Raw genomic sequence first — 21,064 nt, forward strand, 5'->3', positions numbered from 1 at the left:
ACGCCCTCTCAGCCAATTTATCAACTTAATTACTCAGTCGTCAATTATTCAGCCAATAAGTAAATTTAAATACCAGTCCTCTGTTCTTTACGAAAAATGGACTTGGCAGGTAATTATCGGTGTACACGATAAAGAAATCAGATGCAGGGCGGTAGCGCCACTGCAAACGGGTGTTAATATTGATGTTTTTACCCTGCTCGTTGTATTGAAAAAAGCCGGTGACATAAAACTTGTTAGTCATGGTAACATCAATTCTGGGTCCTACCAGCCAGAAAGCTTTATCGCCCCAGGGCTGCGGCAAGCGTAAGTCGTTATAAGTGGTGGCAATTTGTATGTTCACATAAGGCTGAAAGCGGTAACCTACATCATTTGCAATACTTATCTTTTTGCCATTGGCGTAGTAACCGCCGTAATCAAGTGTTAAATCATACGTAAACAATTGCTGCGGCCCCGAGAAGTAAGATAGTTCAGCATTGTTCCAGCGGCTTTCATTACCGATGGGCAGGAAGTTACCGGTATAATTTGTCGGGTCGTACGGCATTAACAGTTTTACATAGTCGTGTTCGACCAAGGCGGTCAGTACGCTACGGTCGCGGAAAGTGATTTGGTATGATAAAAAGCTTCGGTTATCGGTGGGCTTAAAATTAACGTCGTAATAATCGGTAAAATTCAATTGCGGACCATGACTAAGCACAATGCCCCTTTTGGGGAAAAACAAGCGGCTGATGTAGGAATTGGTCTTGATATACCCTTGCCTTGGCACATAGCCTACGCCAGCATTATAGTTTTCGCCTACGTATTCGTATTGACCGCCAATAGTCCAGTATTTGTTGGCGAATTGCAAGTTGCCTGCCTGGGTAAAGTCGTGTCCTTTCTTATCAGGACTGAATGATTTTAAAAACAGCGCCTTGCCTGTAAAAAGATTGTCGGCTGATGCCAGGTTATATTCCAGGCCGAAGTTGGTATTATATTTTGAATTAGCCCCGGTTAGCAATGCTCCGGGCGGATAGTTAAACGACTCCTTGTTCACAAACAAGAAGCCAATATTAGAGCGGGCGAAAACCCTGCGCTGCAGGGCGATCATAGTAAAGTTTTGCGCGGGCACACCATTATCGGCGTTGCTGTTGGTTTGCATATCCATCACCCCGATACGCCAGTTAGGATCGAGTTTACCGCTGAGTCGCGCACCTGCTATAATATTTGAGGTGAGCCCTATTCGCCGCGAAAAAAATGGCCTTATAGATGCATAACCGAAATTATTAAACTGGTCGCCGTTCTCTAAAAAGAACTGGCGCGTCTCGGGGTAAAATAGTTCGTAGCGGCTTAAATTGGTAACCTGTTTATCAGCATCCACCTGCGAAAAATCCGGGTGAATGGTAAGATCAAGGTTTAACGCTGATGAGACCGCTATTTTTGCATCGCCCCCTGCTTCAACATGAAAGGCCGCGTTCTTATGGTTGGCGTAGTCTTTGGTTACGCCGGCTAACAGATAGGGGATAAGTGATATATTCTGACCTGGGTCTGGCGGCGGATTATCCCAAACCAGCGTACCGGTGTAAGCCAGTGATGCAGTGGGAAATTGCCTTGGGATGGGTGTCCAGCTGGATTTTTCAGTGGTTCTTAAGTCATTCCGGCTAAAGTTTATTCCCCATTCAGAAACGCCTTTTTTGTAACGGATGGCTTTAAATGGTATAGCCGCCTCAAAAATATATTTATCAGGATAATCTTTTACAGATGATTCCCACTTGTTGGTCCAGTTAAGGTCAACCTTGCCACCTTCGTACATCGTACCGTCCCACTCACCGCCTGCAGCATTGGCGCCGAATGAATACCCGTTAGTCAGGTCGTTATAGGTATCCATAAAAAAAATGAAATTGTCGTTCTTCACAAAGCTAAAATCGCGCTTTAACGATTCAACCATGCTGGCTTTACTGTTTACTTTATAGCATATGGCGATAATGTAAATGTTCTTGTCGTCATAGGCCATGCGCACTTCAGTCGGCACTTTTGCCTTGCTCGTATCCATGGGCAAAACCATGTAAAAGTCCTTTGCTGATTCGGCGTTTTGCCAGGCCGGCTCGTCCATTATACCGTCAATTTTTATAGGCGAGGCAGCGCGATGGATATGATATTGAAAGCCGGCATTTATCTTTTGGGCACATATATGCAGCGAAAAAAGACATAGAACAAGTAAAAGTTTAAGCTTCAAATCTGGTTAAGTTTTAAGATAAAAATATATTGGTTTTTTGTGAAATTATGTTAATCAATACCCGGTTTATACTGGTTTAGCCCCAAAATTATCGGTTACATTCTAATACTATACAATAACTGGCTAAAATGAGCTAAAACGTATGTAACAATCCTGTAAATGTTGGTAAATTGCCATTTGTTAATATGTTCCTAAAGAAAAATGCATTTTTTTTGTTAAAAATCGTTAAAAAATTAGTCTATTAATTTTATAGATTATATATTTGTTTAATTATTATTTTCGTCCTAACCAATTAGTTCTTTATGATGAATAATGAGGTCAGTTACTACAAAAAAGAGAAAGCGCCCGCTTCCTCTTTTTTTGCTAAATAGCCGCTTTTATGCGGCTATTTATTTTTACAGGTACCACTAACTCTTACGGATTTACCATAACCCGAATTATTTCCATCTTTTAAATTTTTAATCTCAGCCTCCTCTTCTCCAACATCCCGGTTATTAAAATTACTATAAACGAGACGGCAAACGAACGGATAATACCGCCCGTACCCTCGTTTAAAATGTGCGGATACCTGAAATGCACCAGCGACATTAGCGCCACCAGGTAATACGGAATAAGGTAACAGGTTAATGTGCTGGTGCCTGCCGGCTTTATAATTTTAAACCAGTTTACCTTACCTTTTACGTCCACCAGGAAAATAATCAGCTCGAATACGACTATGCCTATACCGGTACATAAATAAATCCATGCCGGTGTGGAGTGTATCTTTGAGATGCCTTGCGTATAAGGCCGCACCAAAAACCCCAAAGCGATAAGGGCCGCACCCAATAACGTAAATACCGGCCACACTTTGCCGTAGCTACCGCCTTTAATCAGTTTCGAATAAAGCATGGATATTACCACGCCAAACATCATTAATGCCGCGCATGAGCCATCTTTAATTACCCAGATGCTCAACCTGTATATTTTTTCGCGGAACATGAGGTAAACACCGCCGTGCGAAATAAGGTTAACCAATACCAGGGCCACCAATGCCACTACCAGCCATGTAAAATTGCCCTTTACCAGCAGGTAAACTCCGGAGCAAACCAGGTAAGCCCAGCCAATCAGGCCAAGGATGCCCCACCATGACGGCTCGAGCCAGCGGGTGCCGCCTTCGTCTCCAATGCCTTTATATAATAACCCCTGTACAACCAATATGCCGATACCTGTACCAATAAATACATACCGTCGCGTTTTGGCCATCGCCTCAGGATAATCCAGCCATATTAAAAAGAAACTTGTTGTTAGCAGTAATTCCCAAACAGGTTCGGGCAGAATAGCCTGCTTGCTGTATTCTTCCATATTTACGTGGAAAAAGCCCATCACAATTAACGCGAATGAGCGCAAAAGGATATAGCTTGCGATGGTTCTGAAGGAATCACCTTTTTCAAGTCGGCGACCAATTGCAAGGGGAATTGACAAACCAGCGATGAAAAGAAATAACGGGAATATAGTATCGGCAAAATGCATGCCGTCTTCCCAGCTTTTCACATGGTCTATCCACTCCGGTACGTGCCTTACCCCGCTCAGATCATTAACAAATATCATGAAAAACATATTGACCGCCCGAAGCACATCAATAGACAGGAGTCGTTTTGGCTGCGACATTTGCAAAGGGTTTAATCGCTTGTTTATAACTATTGATAAATATAGGCGGTATTAACCAAAGTTTAATGTATTGTTTGTGTTATAAATACAAAAAGCGGGCGCACTTTTAAAATATATTTAAAAAGCGATAACACCGATGGTTGGAGTAACGGTATAGCAGGGCTGCAATAATACTTAGTGACAAAAGCTATGGCAATGTATCAGGCTTCAATGCCTGGTAAGGGCAATAAAAAAGTTGATCCGGAAATTTCTTCAATTTACAGGTCAATAAGGTTTAGTAAAAATCAACAACGATTTACGGCAAGGCCTGACGGACCAATAGCAATAATCAGATTTGCTCTCACAGGTAGGCGCGAGAGTAAAAAGCCCTGATTTTCACAGGGCTTTTTACCTTATATTTTTACTGCCAGCGGCCACCACCACGGTTGTTGTCCCTTGAATAGCCGCCACCACCACTACGGTTACCACCGCCATAGCCGCCGCCGCCGCCACGGTTACCACCATAGCCGCCACCGCCGCCCCTGCGGTCGTCGCGTTTCTTTTCTTCTGCCTGGCTAACAGCAATTGATCTGCCTTTAACGTCAGCACCATTTAAGCCTGAAATTGCCGTTTGAGCAGCCTCGTCGTCAGGCATCTCTACAAACCCGAAACCTTTGCTTCTTCCGGTTTCCCTGTCCATAATAATTTTGGCAGTGCTAACTTCACCATAAGCTTCAAAAAGCTGTTTTAAATCGGCTTCCCCAAGTGAAAATGGGAGGCTCCCTACGAATATGTTCATTAAATTTTAAATTATAACGGCTTTCCTTTATTTATCACCGTTGTGTTATCCTCAAATATAGTAATAGATATTTTATACTTAATGCAATTATTTACAAATACACGCAACAAATTTTTTAAATATATTAAACAACCTTTTTAATGTGATAGGTTTTGTCGTTCAACTTAAATTCATCACCTTCTTTTACGCCCAAAAGTTTTAAACCCAGAGGCGATGCGGGCGATACGGCAAAATATTGGCCTGCAGAAGTGTTTAACAAACCCGCGCTTATGGCCAGGTAAAAATTCCCATTATCGGTTAAAACCACGCTTCCGGCTATTGCCTTAGGTGAAACAATGCCCGGGCTTATTTTGTTTAGCGCAACCTTTAATTTATTTGCCTCATTTAATTGGGCCATATTGCGGTTTGTTTCCTGCTGCATCATTTCGCGCCCTGTTTCGTATTTATCACCTGCGCTGCTTTTAGTATCGTCGGTTGATGCCTTTTGCGCGTCCTCAATAGCCTGCTGCGCTGCGTCCATTCGGTTTTGAATATAACTCAGGCATTGGTTGTATAGTTGCTGTTTAAGCGTCATTTCAAAATAACAGAAGTAGATGAAGCCGGAAAGATAAGACTTTATCGATTAGTTTCGGAAGAAACCGGGTTTAAAAAAGGCGCAGACCAAGCTCTTGCTTTGGGCGCCCTGATTCCCTAAAAAAGAAAATCCCCTTGCACTCGCTGCTTGGGGATTTTCAACCTAAACCTTATCACAATTATAAATGCGAGAATGCATTTACGTCTCTATAACGATGGAATGTTAATTGTGTTTTATCAAAGTGTAAAAAACTGACTGTTTTATGATAATTAATTTCGTTAAAAAATTTAAATAACTATAAATAAGCTATTTATGGTTTTAATGTATATTTTTGAAAATTATCTGAAACAAAGTTCCCTATACCTTGTTTCATCTCTTACCGCCACCACTGCCGTATTGATTGGATAAATTGAGATGTTATGAACAAAACTTACAAGAAGACAAAGCTTGACAACCAGCGGCAAACCATATTGCTCTTTTCGTTGCTATTGTTAATAATGAGCCTGTTTATACTATTTCATTAGTATAGTCCTTACAGGTGACCGGCGAAGAAATTAAGTGACTGAATAATGTTTTTTGACCAGTAAGGCCATTCATGTCCTCCGTCATTTTCCTGGTAGGTATGAGGTATGCCCGCTTCATCCATTTTTTTGTGAAGCACACGGTTGTAGTTAATCAGCAAATCGTGGCTCCCGCAGTCAAAACGAATTGGGGGCAATTGCTTGCGGTGATGTAAAAAAGTGGCTAACACATCCTCGTCTATTATGTTATCTTGTGCATAATGCTTTAACGATTCTTCAGCAAAGAATTTTATCTGGGCCAGGCTGGTCATCGCTGAATGTGCAGCTATAGCTTTAAACTTATGGCCGTATTTAGCGCCGATGCGCAGCGCTCCGAATCCCCCCATCGACATCCCGGCTATAAATAAGGGAGAGGTTTCATTGACCCCTCTTATACATTCGGACAAGGCGTCGGGCACATCTTCGGCAACCCATTTTTCAAAGTTGTAACCATCCAGCGGTAAAAAAGCGGAACCATCCCCCCACATACCGTCTGACGGCATAGCGATAATCATTTGCGGCAATTTGCCCTTTTCAATAAGCTCATGCACCTTTAAATGCACGCCCGAGCTAAACGGCCAGCTCCATGCGCTGCCGTAAACGCCGTGCAAAAGTATCACGACGGGTAAGGTGTCTGCAGGGCCGATATTCGGCGGAACATAAGCACAGATATCTCCTCTGCCCCGCAGATTAGGGGTTTTTACTGTAATAAAACGTAAATTGTTGTTTTCGTATGACGGGTTTGATATTTCTAAAGTTCTGAATCTGGGCATCTGCGAAACCGGTTCCCTTCTTATCCTGAATGTGAGCATTAATCGTGTAGTAAAGGTATGTTTTCAATGTAGTATAACCTTTAAAGTTGTAACGCAAAAGGCTCATGATTCGCTACAACCGCGGGCTAATAATTTCAAGGCTTTTAAAATGACCTGACAATAGTGCTGCAAAGGAATAACTAATAATTAACTTATAATATGAGGAAATTGTTAAATTATTGGGGTATATTATTCAAATTGTAATATTTACACTAAGCGATGGTGTTTATGATAATTTTTAAAGATAAAATTTGCCATGTTTATAATAAGTTGTGCATTGTTTTTCGTTTGGATGATATATAGTTTCATCCCCTGCCAATAAACACTAAATGAAGATTAAAATATTAATAAGCATTGCACTGCTAAGTGTCTTAACATCAGCTAACAGTAATGCATTAGCCCGGAAAAAAATAACCGGACAGGAAGAAATTATATATCATATTTTTCAACGCAGCTTTTACGATAGCAATGGTGATTTACATGGCGACCTGAACGGCGTTCGCCTTAAATTGGATTATCTGCAAAAATTGGGAGTTTCCGCAGTATTATTCACGCCGCTTTATGAGTCTGTTTTTTACCACAACTATTTTTCAAGCGATTTTAAGAAGATCGACCCAAAGTATGGTACCCTGAAAGATTACCTTGCACTGGTAGAAGAACTGCACCGCCGCGGCATGAAATTCTATATGGATATGGAAACGCAGTACGTTACCGAAGACCATGTATGGTGGAAAGACGGCATAAATAACCCAGGTTCACAATACGCTGATTATATTATCTATGATGATAAAGCGCATACTAAACCAACCAGTATAGTGTTTGGTGTAAACGGGCTATTGGGTTATGACAGCGTGTACCGGAAAATTACAACCGTTAACTTAAACAGCCCGAAGGTACTCGATTACAATTACCGCCTTTTTAAATATTGGATGGATCCCAATGGTGATGGTAACTTCAATGACGGTGTGGACGGCTTCAGGCTTGACCACATGATGGACGACCTGGATGGCAAACACCTGATGCCGCACCTGTTCGACACTTTCTGGAATCCGCTTATCGGCAAGTTAAGGGCGGTAAATCCTAAACTAAAAATAATTGCTGAACAAGCCAACTGGCTGTCGTTAGGCCTTGATTATTTGAACCGTGGCGGGGTCGACAGGGTATTTGCATTCAGGTTATGTTATTCTATCCGTGCGTTTGATAAAAAAATGCTAACTGAAAATGCTGATTCTACCTTTAATGCTACTCCAGCCGGAAAACAGCAAATCGTATTTTTGGAGAATCATGACACGCCCCGTTTTAGTTTTGCTGTTAAAGGAGATGTGGATAAGCTGAAAGTCGGCGCAGCGCTTAACTTGCTGATAGGCGGGGTGCCCTCTATATACTACGGGCAGGAAATAGGTATGACCGGCAACAGCGCCAGTTTTGGCCCTACTGACGCCAACGAATTACCTGACCGCGAGGCTTTTGAATGGTATAAATCTGACCAGGGAAAGGGCATGGCCTATTGGTACAAGCAAAAGGGACCGCATAAAGACACGTTTAATAATGATAAGCCAAATGATGGCGTATCATTAGAAGAAGAGCAAAAGGATCCCAATTCGTTGTGGAACTTCTATTGTAAAATGATTTCCATCCGCAAAGCTAACCCGGTAATATCAAAGGGAGCGTATAAAACGCTGGGCAACGACAATGATAAGGTTTTCAGCTTCATGAGATACGAGGGTGATAATCAATTTATAGTTGCTGTAAACCTCTCAAATAAGCCGGTGACCGCAAACCTTGTGCGCGGCTTAGGCCATAAACTGAAGGTGGTTTACGGAAACCAAACGCCTGTTACAGATGGAAGCACACTGACGGTGAAATTGCCTGCGTACGGCGTTACAGCGATGGCAACGTACTGATTTTCATAACCAAAACAAGTTAGCTAATGTTTTCCTGCCTTGATTTCTGGCCCGGGCTCTATAAACTCACGCCACTACCTTCTCGTCCGCTTCATCAAAGCTGCGGCGGAATTTTTTGCGATAGTTTAGCGGGCTCAGATGCATCTTGACCTTAAACATTTTATAGAAGTGAGATACATCCCCAAAACCGCTTTCAAATGCTATTTCGGAGATGGCTTTATCAGTTTGCACCAATTGCTGAATGGCATAATTGAGACGGTACTCAATTATCGTTTCCATAAACGTTTTACGGGTAATTTTTTTGAAATATTTACAAAATGCATTGGTAGTCATATTGGCAATGCCGGCCGCAGCATCAAGTGATACTGGTCCTCTGAAGTTTTCAACCAAATAAGCAAATACCGGATTAATGCGCTCCTGCTCCGCCAACGAGCGCTCACCAACTGCCTGATTTTGGTCGAGCAAGTGGTATTCTGTTGACTGGGCGAGACGTTGTAAAGCCTCCAGTAAACCTATAAGCAGTCTGAAGCCGTTTTCTTCTTTGCTCATGGAGAGCAGATTTTGACTGACCGCTTTTTGTGTTTCTCCATAAAAGCTTATGCCACTCGCACTTCTCTGGAATAGCCGCTTAATGTGCTGCAGTTCATTCTTATTAAAAAAATCAGTGCCTAAAAAGGCGCCATCAAACTGCACTACTATAGCGCCTGCGCTGGCTTGTTCATCTTTACCCGGTTCCAATTTCCAGCAATGCGGAAGGTTTGGGCCGATCAGCAGCAGGTCGCCACTCATAAAATTCTGCATGTGGCTGCCGATGTACCGTTTGCCGCGTCCTTCAGGGATATAAGTTAATTCATATTCGGCGTGAAAATGATAAGGGGCATCAAACGCCGAACTGTCGAACCTGCGAAACAGGAACGACTGGCCATTTACAGGCTGCAGAATTTCGTAAGAAGCCTTTATCATAGTATATTTTATTAATTTTTTACGATAGGTTAAATATAGGGATAAAATAATCCATAATTACACCATTTAATACATTTTTTTTTTAGAGAAGTATAATTTACTTTGATTATAAACCAATTAGCCCAAATGAGCACAGAAACATTGCCATCGCTTGACGATTTTAAACAAGTTCCGCAGAATAATATTGATGAATTCCGGGAGAAAGGTCATACATTAATGGAAGGCGTCCTTTCAGAAGAAGAAATAGCCGCATACCGGCCCGTCATAGTTGATGCTGCCGACCGGTATAATACCGAAAAACGCGCGCTCAAAGACAGGGATACCTATGGAAAGGCTTTCCTGCAAATTATGAACCTTTGGCAATGCGATGAGGATGTGCGCAAGTTTGTGCTGGCCAAACGTATGGCGAAAATTGCTGCCGACCTGATGGGGGTTGCCAACGTACGCCTTTACCACGACCAGGCCTTGTTTAAAGAACCCGGCGGCGGCCCCACCCCATGGCACCAGGATCAGTATTACTGGCCGATAGATACATTTAATACCATAACCATGTGGATGCCGCTGGTAGACATCGATATAGAAATGGGTATGCTTACATTCGCATCGAATTCATACACAAAGGGTTCGATTTTCAATTATGAGATATCTGACGAATCGGAGAGCGCTTATGCAGATTATGTTAAAGAACAAAATTTCCCGATCAGCCGGGCCACAACTATGAAGGCAGGAGACGCCACATGGCACAGGGGCTTTACTATTCACCACGCAAATGGCAATGATTCAAACAAACGCCGCGACGTAATGACCATTATTTATGTTGCCGATGGCGCCCGTGTTACCCCATATCAAAACAGCTGGCAAAAAAATGATCACGAAAAATGGCTGATGGGCGTGCCTATCGGCTCGGAGATAAATTCGGAATTGAACCCGAAATTATTGTAGTATCAATGTGCAGGAAACCGTAACGAAGCCATAAGCCATAATCCTGCCGCTTTCGCCCGGTTTCCTGTTTTTTTTAATTATACCGGCCTTTCCGCTGCTGGTCTTCCAAAAACCAGGAAAGGAATATTTTTTGTTCCGTCCGCGATGAATGAATTCCCGCAGGCAATGCCTTTAAATAGCGGTCATCATAATAAATAAAGTGTTCAAACCCGAGACTTATATTTTCAGCAAGCCTGAAAGTAATCCGGGGTTTCAATATGCTGATATAATTATTACCCGCAGCACCTACATATGTATGCATTAAGAAGTAATAATACACTAAAGAAATGGTGGCTGCTTTTCCAAAATTAACAGTGCTTTCAACTTTCGCCTCGAGACCATCGTTGTAAGTATAGTCCCTCACCTGCGTGGTATCAGGCCCGAAACGGGTGCTATTTCCGGCAAGGGGAACTACCGCCATATGGGCATTTGTGTAAAGCATTACATTTTTACTGATAGGATACTTTGTAAATACACCGCCGCCAAAACCTAAAGCACCCAGTTCAAAAGTTTTGTTGTCCCAATAATCATCGTACTGAAAAGCACCATATAAAACAGACATTTTTCCAATGTTAGTATTATTGCCCACCAGTATTCCATATCCGGTTAAGTTATCCAGAAATTTACGACCCGAACCAAAACTGAATTCCGAGCGAAGTTTAAAGAAATCGAAAGGTTTGCGGTAAATGTCTTCAAATGGATTACCATAATCAAACTGGATATTTAATAACATTTCTGTTGGTCCAGTGCCGAAAACTGTGCTATTTTCAGTATTTATTTTATGCACCCCCGAATATATGGTGATGTTAAGTGGTTCTTTTTGATATACTTCAGTAGTGGTATGCCTGAAACTTTTTCCTTGTAGCAGCCTGTTTAGCCCTCTCACAGGGTCAACCAGTCCTGCCGCAATTTCGCGGAATACCCGATTTGCTCCCCGGGCCCGGTCATCAAGAATATTTGAGCTAAGGCGATAAAACATCTCGCCCAGCAGGGCGCCGTTTAACGGCGTATTGATAACGTCATTGTACGACGGCCGGGTAGTTTCACCAAAATATTCCCACATCAGGCTGCCCCCGATAGCAAATGGGATTGACTGAAAATAGCCATATCCTTGTGACCGGGCCGCGTTGAAATACATCGAGCCTGTATATGGATGACCGAAAAAGTTAATGCCGAATCTATCAGAGTCCCATTCCCAGCCTTTGTTAATGTTAACATTCCATGTGGCAGGCCCAACATGCGAAAAATCTTCGCCTAGCGCTCTGTCAAGTCCGTTCGTAAATACGTTTATGCCAAGCACCTCAACCGCGGGCTTCCATAACGGGTACTTTTTATTATACCTGATGTCGTCGTTTAACAGGTCGCCGTATTTATTGAAAATAGTCGTATCAATCGGCACATTTTTTTTAGGCTCCCCATTTGTTGAGTCGGATAGCATTTGCGCCTTAACTTGTTTAATTTGTTTTAACTGTTGGTTGGGATCGCCTTTATTAGGTTTTATGGTATCAGGCGGTGTTACTTTTTGTGCTATAGTACTTATTGAAATAAGCAAAAACGCCAACAATAGGATGTATTTGGGCGATAATAAGCAGCATATATTATGCCTTCCTGAGGATTGGTAAGAAATATCCATAATATGTTGTGATTTATGAACACAACTGATATTATGTGAAAGTGTTTTAACTGTTAAGAAATTCTAAATTAAAATATGCTCCTGTTAGCCCCGCCGTCAACTTGTATGGTGGTGCCGCTGACATACGACGCTTGTTCGGATGCAAGGAATGCAACCACCGCCGCCAGTTCTTCCGGTTTACCTATGCGGCCCATCGGAATGTTTTTAGCTTTCTCTTTTAATCCTTCTTCCGGGTCGATACCTTGCGAAATAGTATGCTTTAACCGGTCTGTCAAAATCATTCCCGGCGCAACATTGTTCACAGTAATATTATAAGGGCCAAATTCATCAGCCATTAATTTAGCCATGCCGACAACGCCCATACGCATACTGGTTGAAAGCACCGAATTCCCCAGTACTGCCTTAACCGAGCCGCTAATGATATTGATGATACGCCCGCTGCCTGTTTTCTTCATATGTGGCAAGACCAGGCGGCTGGTGCGGGCTACGCTCATCAAATTAAGGTCGAATGCTTTTTGCCACGCCTCATCGTCAAAATTCTCAAACTTATTAAATGGCGGACCGCCTGCATTGTTTACCAATATATCTATCTGCCCAAATTTATCGGAGACTTGCTGAATAAGATCTTGTATCGATTCTTTATCCGAAACATCAACTGTTATAGCAGTAACCTCATTGCCGGTTTGATCACTTATTTCAACAGCGGTTTTGTTTAACTCATCAGCACTGCGCGAAGCAATAATAACTTTGGCGCCCTCGTTTGATAATGATGTGGCGATAGCTTTACCCAAGCCTTTGCTTGCTGCCAGGACAATAGCAATTTTATTGGTAAGATGTAAATTCATAGATAAGTTGCTTAGTTGAATTAGTTAACGTATATCGATTGGGTCCAATCTTTCAAAGATAGCATTTGCAATTATTAACATAATCAACAAGTCAGCTCAATCAACCTGTTCAACTGGCTTTGCCCTTTTCTCCATGCTCAGCAAAAACGCCGGTAATAAAGTAAGGTTACTGATCATTGAGACCAATAATGTAATAGAAATTAATATCCCTATGGCTTGCGTTCCGCCAAAAGTTGATGCTGCGAATATGCCGAAGCCAAAGAACAATATGGTAGCGATGTAGATCATGCTGATACCGGTTTCCCTGATTGTCTCCGACACAATGGTGGAAATACTTTTTTTAGTATGCCTAAGCTCGTGGCGGTATCTCGTTATAAAATAAATGGTTTGGTCGGATGAAATGCCCATCGCAATACTGAATATCAAAATGCTGGATGGCTTTAAAGGGATACCGAAAAAACCCATTAAACCCGCGGTGATAACAAGCGGTATCAGGTTAGGCAATAGAGAAATGGCTATCATTTTCACTCCTCTGAAAAGCACCCACATTACGCCCGCTATCAGGAAAATGGCCCATGCCAGGCTTTCATATAGGTTTATAACCATATAATTGGCGCCTTTTATAAAAATAATGCTTGAGCCGGTTAGCTCCACATGATATTTCTTTGGGTTAAATATCGAATCGATGTGCGGCTGTAATTCACTCAGAACAACATTCATTTTTTTTGAGCCAATGTCGACCATTTCGAACGTGACACGGGTATACCGGCGCGTGCTGTCGAGGTAACTTTTCAGCATATCTGTACTTTTGCCGGAATTGCCCGCGTAACTTAAAATAAAGCCTTGCTCCAGACCATCGGGCAGGCGGTAATATTCCGGCTTGCCGCCATAAAAGGATTGCGTTAAAAACTTCAACCCTTGTGTTAATGATAAAGAGCGGCTGAACTCAGGACGCGATGATATCAATTTCTCAAGTTTTTCCACCTTATGGATAAGGGCGTTATTCATTACCCCGTTTTTTCGCCTGGTGTCTATACTCACTTCCAGTGGCAAAACTCCGTTAAAATTACTTTCAAAAAAACGTAAGTCTTCCAGCGTGTTATTGGTTTTGGGCAAATCGTCTACCACGTAGCTGTTAACATTTATAAGCGATATTCCATACACGCACACAATTACCAGCAATACGGTAGCGATATAAATACTCCGGCGGTGGTTATGGACTGTATAGTCCAATCTTTTTAACAGCGACTGCATTACCCTGCGGTCTTTAATCTTGCTTTGGCGCTCTTTGGGCTTAGGCAGGTAGCTGAATATGATGGGTATAAGGATAATGCTTAACACATAAGTTAACATTATACTGGTTGATGCGACCATGCCAAATTGCACCAGCAACTCGCTGTTGGTAAAACACAGTACAGCAAAGCCTATCGCTGTAGTAACATTGGCAACAAACGTGGTAAGGCCTGCTTTTTGTATAGCAATGCGCATTGCTTCCATTTTATCCCCGCTAATGCTGTACTCGTAGTAATATTTATTGAGAATAAAAACGCTGTTAGGTACACCGATAATCACCACAAGCGACGGCATTATCCCTGTTAAAATAGTGATTTCGTAATGCATTAACACCAGGGTGCCCAAACTGCACATTACGCCTATTAAAACCACCAATGTTGGAAAAAAAACTGCATAAACCGAACGGAATACCAGCGTGAGGATACTTAGCGTAATAAATAACGAAAGACCAAGGAAAAGCACAAATTCGTTCTTGATCAAGTCGCCTACAACGGTACGTATAAGCGGCAGACCAGAATAGTGAATCTGGATGTGGTGCTTCTGCTCAAATTGCCTGCCTTCTTTTTGTATCTCGTTCAGGATGGGGACACGCTTGGGGGTATTGATGATCTTGCCGTCAAAGCTCACCGCCATAAGCGTCGACTGTCCGTCATTGCTTAAAACCAATCCCTTATAAAATGGCAATGATAAGAATTTTTGCTTAACGCTATCTGCTTGTTTGGTAGTGGTGAGCAGGTTAGGTGCAAGGGGTTTAAGTACATACCTGTGCTGCAGCGTATCCTTTACTATATCATAAACATTCGTAACAGATATAACGCCGCTAACCCCTTTTATGGCTTTAATGTGATTGGCGATTGCATGCCAGTCATTATAAACATCTTTATCAAATATTTTAGGAGATTTAAAACCGAATACCATGGTATTGGCATCCTGCCCGAAAAGCTTTTTGAATTGACCATATCTGATGTATGCAGAATCGGTTACCGGCAATACCTTGCCACCGTTAAAAGTTATGCGCACTTTGCTGGCCTGGTAACCCATAAATATGCTGGCCAATACAACCGCTAAAAGCACACTCAAACGGTTTTTTAAAATAAAATCAGCAAGCTTTTTCCAAATCATCTAAATTAGTCAATAGGTCAAGGCGGTAAAACTACGAGATTATGTGCAGATTTGTAACAGCGATTTAAAGATGTGAGAATTGGATGATTTCCGATATTCGTTATTGGCTATTTGAACGAAAAATCAATAAAGAGGCATTTGCGCATGGCGGTTTAGCCGGTTATTAAATCACTCCAGGCCCTTCTCTGTCGCTTCTGAATTACAACATTTTTATATAAAACTGGAAACATATTGATGAAAAAAGTTATACGCAGTTTTGGATATGCTTTTAAAGGATTAGCTTATGCTACCGCCAGTCAGCTTAACTTCCGTATTCACCTTTCAGCAACGGCTATAGTTTTGCCGTTGGGGTATTTCATGCGAATCAGCAAAAGCGAATGGCAATGGATAATGTTATGTGTCACCATTGTACTCGTTACCGAAATATTCAATACCATGATAGAGACACTGGTCGACCTGGTATCGCCGGGGTATAACGAGAAAGCGGGCCATGTAAAGGACATGGCCGCCGGGGCTGTTGTGATTGCCGCTATATTTTCCTTTATAACCGCTATTATCATTTTCCTGCCTAAAATATTGTTACTGTTTAACCATGCTGCATAAAACACGCGGTATAGTATTTAAAACCACCGATTACGGAGAAAGCAGCGTAGTGGTGCAGGTTTTTACTGAAAAATTCGGATTGCAATCGTACATCGTCAACGGCGCGAAAAAGCCAAAAGCCAAAATAAGCCGGAATATGCTGCAGCCGCTGCATTTGCTTGACATGGTAGTTTACCACAAAGAGGGGGGTAATGTTCAGCGTATAAAGGAACTTAAGAATTCTCCAGTGCTTCAGTCAATCCCGTATGACGTAATAAAAAGCAGTGTTGCCATGTTTTTGAATGAGGTGCTTTACAAGGCAGTAAGACAGCAGTCGGCAGACGAAAATATGTTTGATTTTATTTTTAGTGCGATTCAATGGCTCGACCATCAAACAACCGATTTCAACAACTTCCATTTGCTGTTTTTGTTAAAACTAAGTCGTTATCTTGGATTTTACCCGGATCGTCACCTGGCAGAGCAGACCGATTATTTTGATTTGAAGAACGGTGTATTCAGCCGCTACAAGCCTGACAGTGCCCTTTATTTATCGCCGCCACATACACAAAGCTTCAGACTTTTGCTTCAAAGCAATTTTGAAACCATAGCAGGCATTAAACTAAGCAACGATGAGCGACGATATCTGATAGGCAAGTTGCTTGATTATTTCGCGCTGCATATAGAAGGGTTTGGCAACATAAAATCGCATGAGGTATTGGAGGATGTGCTGAGCTGATGTACGATTTTAGCATTACGAATTACGATTTTGAAACAGCCCAATCGTAATTCGTAAATCCCTAATATTTAACGGTTGAGCCATCACGAATCTCGTCTGATGCATTTTTTACTACCTGGTCGCCGGGTTTAATATTGCCGTAAACTTCAACCTGGCCGTTGGCCTCAAGTCCTTTTTTAACATCAACCCATTCGGCTTTATGGTTCACTACTTTCACCACGAATACTTTTTCTGTTGAGGTAGCCACGGCAGTTTTCGGCAGGATAATCGTGCTATCCCGTGACGGCAACGGTACGTTTACCTCTGCAAACATGTGGGGAAGCAGCTTTTTGTCCTTGTTATAAACATCCATCTCCAGCCGCTCCGAACGCAGCTTTTCATCAAGAGCGCCCGCCAAACGCTGTATCCTGGCTGTAAACTTTTGGTTTGACAATGCCTGCACAGAAAAGGTAACTTCGTCCTTATTTGTGAGGCCGCCGGTATAACGTTCGGGCACTGAAACCACCAGTCGCAAACGTTGTTGGTCTTGTAAAACAAAGAGTGGATCGGTACCCTTGCCGCCGGGACCAACGTATGCGCCTAAATTGGCGTTGCGTGCGGTTATTATACCATCAAAAGGTGCCCGTATTTCAAGATAGCTAACATTGGCTGCCACTTCTTTATAGGCCGATTTGGCGGCTTCCACATTTGCCAGATCAGCATTTTTCTTTGCTTCGGCCTGCTCCAGATCGTTTTGCGATATCGTCCCCGGGGTTTTACTGGTATTCATTAAACGGTCGTAAGTAGCTTTGCTTGCAAAGTAAATAGCCTGCTGCTGCTGAATACGTGATTGGGCTCCAGCCAGCTGTGAGTTTATCTCAGGTGCTTCCAACGTGGCCAGCAATTGCCCCTGGCGTACCTCGGAGCCAACATCAACCAAAAGTTTCTTAACATAGCTGTTTACCTTTGCGTATAAGTCTACCTGCTGATAGGGAATCAGTTCACCAGGCACGGCTATAGCAGAGCTAAGCTTTCCTTTTTGTACCGGTACCAATTGAACGGTTGGTGTTTCCACTGCATCTTCTTCGGCAATTGTTTTCGCCTGTTCTTCCTGTTGTTTTTTGTCAGGACCGCACGAGGTTAAAAAAATGGTCGCTATAAAAAACAACAAAAGGGTTAATCTTGATCTATTTTGTAACATGTTCATGATGGTGCAAAGGGACATAAAATTTACTTTCTTTATCTTCAGGGTCTAACGAAACCGAATCGGTGGAGGCCTTGCCCTGTACCCAGGCAAATACCAGCGGCAAAACCAGCAAAGCAGCAAAGGTTGAAGCCAGCAAGCCGCCAATAACCGCACGGCCAAGCGGCGAAGTTTGGTCGCCGCCCTCGCCAAGGCCGGATGCCATCGGGATCATACCTACAACCATGGCCAGGCTTGTCATTAATATCGGGCGAAGGCGAAGTGCGGCGGCCTCGCGGGCAGATTTTAGCGCATCGCCGTTGTGTTTGCGTAACTCTTCAGCATTGGTGATCAACAGCACTGCATTGGATATGGATACCCCTACAGACATAATCATCCCCATATATGATTGCAGGTTAAGCGTTGCACCGGTAAGTTTTACCAATAATAACGAGCCAAACAGCACCGCAGGAACAGTTGATAACACTACAAGCGACATTTTGAATGACTGAAAATTAGCCGCCAGCATTAAAAAGATAACTATTACTGCAACAAGCAAACCCGTCTGCAAGCTGTCGAGGGTTTCAGTAAGTGTTTTAGTTAACCCGCGAAGTTCGATGGTTAATCCGCGTGGGGGCTTACCCAGCGATTTGATGGCGTCATTTACATCATTAGTGGCAGTGCCAAGATCCGTCTTATGAATGTTTGCCGTCACCGACAAGGTTGGCACTGCCCCTATATTGTCGTTTTCGCCGTACGTTGTATCCTGCCTTATTGCAGCAACATCGCCGAGCGCCGGCCGTGATTGTCCGCTTAAAACCGGTATCTGCCTGATATCGTCAAGGCTCGCCATTTTATACTCAGGTACCTGCACTTGTACAAGGTAGCTTAAACCAGCTTTTTCATCAATCCAGTTATTTTTCTCGGTAAAGCGGGATGAAGATGTCGAGGCTGTAAGGGTGCGGGATATATCATTTATGCTGACTCCCAATTCGGCTGCCCTCACACGGTCAATATCGACACTGATTGCCGGGTATTTGTAAGATTGTGCAATTTGGACGTCACGCAAATAGTTAATCTGTTGCAGCCTTTTTACCACTTTCCCGGCATATTCAACATTCTGTTTTTTGTTTTTTCCGGTTACAGCTATCTCTATGGGTGTTGTTGAACCCTGGCTTAATATTTTATCAGTAAGCTCAATTGGCTCGAATGAAATCCTTATATCCGGCAATTCCCTTTTCATCTCATGCCTGAAACGTTCTTTCAGGTCATCCAGCGGCTCTTTATAACCCTCAACCATGGCCACCTGCATTACTGCTTCCTGAGGTCCTGCCATAAACATGTAAATCGGATTTGTTGAGAACGATGAAGGGTGAGTGCCGACGATTGTTGAAGTAATTTCTATATTTTGCTTTCCTGCAAGATGCTGCAATATTTTCAATGCTTTCAGTGTACTTGCCTCGGTACGTTCTAACCGGGTACCGTCAGCACCGCGCAGCCTTACCTGGAAAGCCCCTGAATTAACCTTCGGTAACACATCGTGACCGATTAAATTAAACAGCAGGAACGCCAGGGCAAAAGCGGTTATCACATAACCGGCAACGATCAGCCTGCGTTTCGGCATCATCCTGTCGATAAAATTCAGATACTTCAGTCTGAATTTATCAAAGCGTGTAAGCTTGTGGCCGTTGCCTTTTGTTGCAACCCTTATGGCCAGTTCCTTTTGTTCCCACGGCTCACCTTCATCTTCCAGCGCAAATCCATCAGCATGGCTTTTGTCTTCGTGTTCGTTCTTCATTATCCAGTTGGCCATAATTGGCACAAAGGTTTGAGCCAGCAGATAGGATACGATCATCGAGAAACCTATAGCCAATGAAAGCGGCAAAAACAAAGCACCGGGTATGCCGCCCATGGTGAAAGCAGGCGCAAATACAGCCAGGATACAGAACAGAATAAGTAGCTTTGGGAAGGCAATTTCCTTACAGGCGTCCCATACAGCCAGAGCCTTGGGCTTTCCCATATCAAAATGCTGGTGAATATTTTCTATAGTTACTGTAGATTCATCAACCAAAATACCGATAGCCAGCGAAAGGCCGCTAAGCGTCATGATATTAATAGTTTGATGGAACAGGTACAAGAAGAATATGCCTGAAATAACGCAGGTTGGGATAGTAAGGATAACTATTAGCGCGCCCCGTTTATCGCCTAAAAATAATAATACCATTAGTCCGGTAAGTACGGCGCCAATAGCGCCCTCTTCGGCCAAACTTTTTACAGCGTTAATTACATATACCGACTGGTCGAAAACAAAGCTCAGTTTAACATCGGGTGGCAGCAAGGCCTGGAAACGGGGGATGGCTTTCTTTAAATTTTGCACCACATCCCATGTAGACGCCGAAGCAGCTTTGGTAATCGGCAGGTAAACCGAGCGTTTACCATTTATCAAAGCATAGCCGTTGGTAATGTCGGCGCCATCTTCAACAGTAGCTACATCGCGAAGAAACACAGTTTGTATACCGTTTTTAAACAAAGGGATATTGCCAAAATCCGGTACTTTTTTAATGGTTGTGTTGGCCGGCGTAAGGTAATTATAGTCCCCGATACGTACATTACCAGCGGGTGAATTTTGGTTATTATCCCGTAGCGCCTGTACGATCTGATCCGGTGTCAGGTTGTGTGCGCGTAACAGCTCCGGATCAGCTTTTATGACGATGGTACGCTGGTTACCGCCAAACGGGGCCGGCGCTATCAGACCGGGTACTGTTGTAAACGAAGAGCGAACATATACGAGCGCATAATCAAGCAGTTCGTTGTTGCTTCGGGTGGGGCTGCTTAAAACCAACTGTCCCACAGGCAGTGTCGACGCGTCAAATCTTAAAATAAATGGCGGCTGCGAACCCTGTGGGAACCCCGCCTGTGCACGATTGGTATAACTTGTTACCTCAGCCGCCGCCTGCGCCATATTGGTGCCTTCGTAAAAAGTTACTTTTATCAGGGTAAGTCCCTGTATGTTTTTGGTTTCGATACTCTTTACACCAGACACAAACAATAACAGGTTTACGTATTGTTTACCAAAATAAGCCTCCATTTGGTTTGGCGTAAAACCGCCATAAGGATGCGACACATAAATGACCGGCAAATCCAAATCGGGAAAAATATCGATTTTAATATTACGGACAGCATTTATACCGAAAAAAAACAACCCGGCCACAATCACCAGTATGGTAATCGGCTTTTGCAGCGCGCCTTTAATCATTCCCATT

The 21,064-nt window shown here is 43.0% G+C and carries 15 protein-coding genes; 4 read left to right on the top strand and 11 right to left on the bottom strand.

All coding sequences use genetic code 11. The features are described from left to right. Positions 1-40 precede the first annotated feature (40 nt). The 5 genes from Q3W13_RS19420 to Q3W13_RS19440 form a co-directional block, all read right to left on the bottom strand. Positions 41-2,209: a carbohydrate binding family 9 domain-containing protein gene (locus Q3W13_RS19420; RefSeq protein WP_302866613.1), complete on the bottom strand. Its 2,169-nt coding sequence runs from the start codon at positions 2,207-2,209 to the stop codon at positions 41-43. A 450-nt stretch (positions 2,210-2,659) separates the two neighbouring features. After that, a complete protein-coding gene (locus tag Q3W13_RS19425; protein WP_302866615.1) occupies positions 2,660-3,856 on the bottom strand; it encodes a DUF5009 domain-containing protein in 1,197 nt (398 codons plus the stop codon). A gap of 400 nt (positions 3,857-4,256) precedes the next feature. Beyond that, positions 4,257-4,634 carry an RNA-binding protein gene (locus tag Q3W13_RS19430; RefSeq protein ID WP_302866617.1) on the bottom strand — a complete coding sequence of 126 codons (378 nt, stop codon included), beginning with the start codon at positions 4,632-4,634 and terminating at the stop codon, positions 4,257-4,259. A 124-nt stretch (positions 4,635-4,758) separates the two neighbouring features. Then, on the bottom strand, positions 4,759-5,208 hold the full coding sequence (locus tag Q3W13_RS19435) for a 3-oxoacyl-ACP synthase (protein WP_302866619.1): 450 nt from the start codon (positions 5,206-5,208) through the stop codon (positions 4,759-4,761). A gap of 532 nt (positions 5,209-5,740) precedes the next feature. Further along, positions 5,741-6,580, bottom strand: coding sequence for an alpha/beta hydrolase family protein (locus Q3W13_RS19440; protein WP_302866621.1), 840 nt, complete (start codon positions 6,578-6,580; stop codon positions 5,741-5,743). Between the two features lie 329 nt (positions 6,581-6,909). Here Q3W13_RS19440 and Q3W13_RS19445 point away from each other — a divergent pair, with 329 nt between their 5' ends. Beyond that, positions 6,910-8,484, top strand: coding sequence for an alpha-amylase family glycosyl hydrolase (locus Q3W13_RS19445; RefSeq protein ID WP_302866623.1), 1,575 nt, complete (start codon positions 6,910-6,912; stop codon positions 8,482-8,484). 66 nt (positions 8,485-8,550) lie between these two features. Here Q3W13_RS19445 and Q3W13_RS19450 read toward each other — a convergent pair whose 3' ends face one another. Next, a complete protein-coding gene (locus tag Q3W13_RS19450; protein WP_302866624.1) occupies positions 8,551-9,447 on the bottom strand; it encodes an AraC family transcriptional regulator in 897 nt (298 codons plus the stop codon). Between the two features lie 126 nt (positions 9,448-9,573). Between Q3W13_RS19450 and Q3W13_RS19455 the strand changes: the two genes are divergently transcribed. Further along, on the top strand, positions 9,574-10,389 hold the full coding sequence (locus Q3W13_RS19455; protein WP_302866625.1) for a phytanoyl-CoA dioxygenase family protein: 816 nt from the start codon (positions 9,574-9,576) through the stop codon (positions 10,387-10,389). Positions 10,390-10,462: 73 nt separating this feature from the next. Here Q3W13_RS19455 and Q3W13_RS19460 read toward each other — a convergent pair whose 3' ends face one another. From Q3W13_RS19460 to Q3W13_RS19470, 3 genes are all read right to left on the bottom strand, one after another. Further along, positions 10,463-12,061 (bottom strand): DUF3943 domain-containing protein, encoded by a 1,599-nt coding sequence (locus Q3W13_RS19460; protein ID WP_302866627.1) that lies wholly within the window; start codon positions 12,059-12,061, stop codon positions 10,463-10,465. A gap of 68 nt (positions 12,062-12,129) precedes the next feature. Continuing rightward, positions 12,130-12,906, bottom strand: coding sequence for an SDR family oxidoreductase (locus Q3W13_RS19465; RefSeq protein ID WP_302866628.1), 777 nt, complete (start codon positions 12,904-12,906; stop codon positions 12,130-12,132). A gap of 96 nt (positions 12,907-13,002) precedes the next feature. Beyond that, complete coding sequence (locus Q3W13_RS19470; protein WP_302866631.1) at positions 13,003-15,321, bottom strand: RND family transporter; 2,319 nt, start codon at positions 15,319-15,321, stop codon at positions 13,003-13,005. 234 nt (positions 15,322-15,555) lie between these two features. On the opposite strand from Q3W13_RS19470, the gene Q3W13_RS19475 reads away from it, so the two are divergent. Further along, a complete protein-coding gene (locus tag Q3W13_RS19475; protein WP_302866632.1) occupies positions 15,556-15,924 on the top strand; it encodes a diacylglycerol kinase family protein in 369 nt (122 codons plus the stop codon). Beyond that, on the top strand, positions 15,914-16,639 hold the full coding sequence (gene recO, locus Q3W13_RS19480; protein ID WP_302866633.1) for a DNA repair protein RecO: 726 nt from the start codon (positions 15,914-15,916) through the stop codon (positions 16,637-16,639). Before Q3W13_RS19475 ends, recO begins: the two co-directional genes overlap by 11 nt. A 61-nt stretch (positions 16,640-16,700) precedes the next feature. On the opposite strand, the gene Q3W13_RS19485 is transcribed toward recO, so the two are convergent. Beyond that, positions 16,701-17,819 carry an efflux RND transporter periplasmic adaptor subunit gene (locus Q3W13_RS19485; RefSeq protein WP_302866635.1) on the bottom strand — a complete coding sequence of 373 codons (1,119 nt, stop codon included), beginning with the start codon at positions 17,817-17,819 and terminating at the stop codon, positions 16,701-16,703. Further along, the gene (locus Q3W13_RS19490) at positions 17,806-21,063 is read right to left on the bottom strand and encodes an efflux RND transporter permease subunit (RefSeq protein ID WP_302866637.1); all 3,258 of its coding nucleotides are present in this window, start codon (positions 21,061-21,063) and stop codon (positions 17,806-17,808) included. Before Q3W13_RS19490 ends, Q3W13_RS19485 begins: the two co-directional genes overlap by 14 nt. Position 21,064: the final 1 nt, after the last annotated feature.

It is taken from the genome of Mucilaginibacter sp. L3T2-6 (assembly GCF_030519355.1).
Taxonomy (GTDB): domain Bacteria; phylum Bacteroidota; class Bacteroidia; order Sphingobacteriales; family Sphingobacteriaceae; genus Mucilaginibacter.

Bases quoted from the DNA above. Each gene is read 5' to 3' on its own strand.
- Q3W13_RS19460 (WP_302866627.1), bottom strand. From the start codon at position 12,061: ATGGATATTTCTTACCAATCCTCAGGAAGGCATAATATATGCTGCTTA.
- recO (WP_302866633.1), top strand. From the start codon at position 15,914: ATGCTGCATAAAACACGCGGTATAGTATTTAAAACCACCGATTACGGA.
- Q3W13_RS19440 (WP_302866621.1), bottom strand. From the start codon at position 6,580: ATGCTCACATTCAGGATAAGAAGGGAACCGGTTTCGCAGATGCCCAGA.
- Q3W13_RS19450 (WP_302866624.1), bottom strand. From the start codon at position 9,447: ATGATAAAGGCTTCTTACGAAATTCTGCAGCCTGTAAATGGCCAGTCG.
- Q3W13_RS19430 (WP_302866617.1), bottom strand. From the start codon at position 4,634: ATGAACATATTCGTAGGGAGCCTCCCATTTTCACTTGGGGAAGCCGAT.
- Q3W13_RS19485 (WP_302866635.1), bottom strand. From the start codon at position 17,819: ATGTTACAAAATAGATCAAGATTAACCCTTTTGTTGTTTTTTATAGCG.
- Q3W13_RS19455 (WP_302866625.1), top strand. From the start codon at position 9,574: ATGAGCACAGAAACATTGCCATCGCTTGACGATTTTAAACAAGTTCCG.
- Q3W13_RS19445 (WP_302866623.1), top strand. From the start codon at position 6,910: ATGAAGATTAAAATATTAATAAGCATTGCACTGCTAAGTGTCTTAACA.
- Q3W13_RS19465 (WP_302866628.1), bottom strand. From the start codon at position 12,906: ATGAATTTACATCTTACCAATAAAATTGCTATTGTCCTGGCAGCAAGC.
- Q3W13_RS19425 (WP_302866615.1), bottom strand. From the start codon at position 3,856: ATGTCGCAGCCAAAACGACTCCTGTCTATTGATGTGCTTCGGGCGGTC.
- Q3W13_RS19470 (WP_302866631.1), bottom strand. From the start codon at position 15,321: ATGATTTGGAAAAAGCTTGCTGATTTTATTTTAAAAAACCGTTTGAGT.
- Q3W13_RS19490 (WP_302866637.1), bottom strand. From the start codon at position 21,063: ATGGGAATGATTAAAGGCGCGCTGCAAAAGCCGATTACCATACTGGTG.
- Q3W13_RS19475 (WP_302866632.1), top strand. From the start codon at position 15,556: ATGAAAAAAGTTATACGCAGTTTTGGATATGCTTTTAAAGGATTAGCT.
- Q3W13_RS19435 (WP_302866619.1), bottom strand. From the start codon at position 5,208: ATGACGCTTAAACAGCAACTATACAACCAATGCCTGAGTTATATTCAA.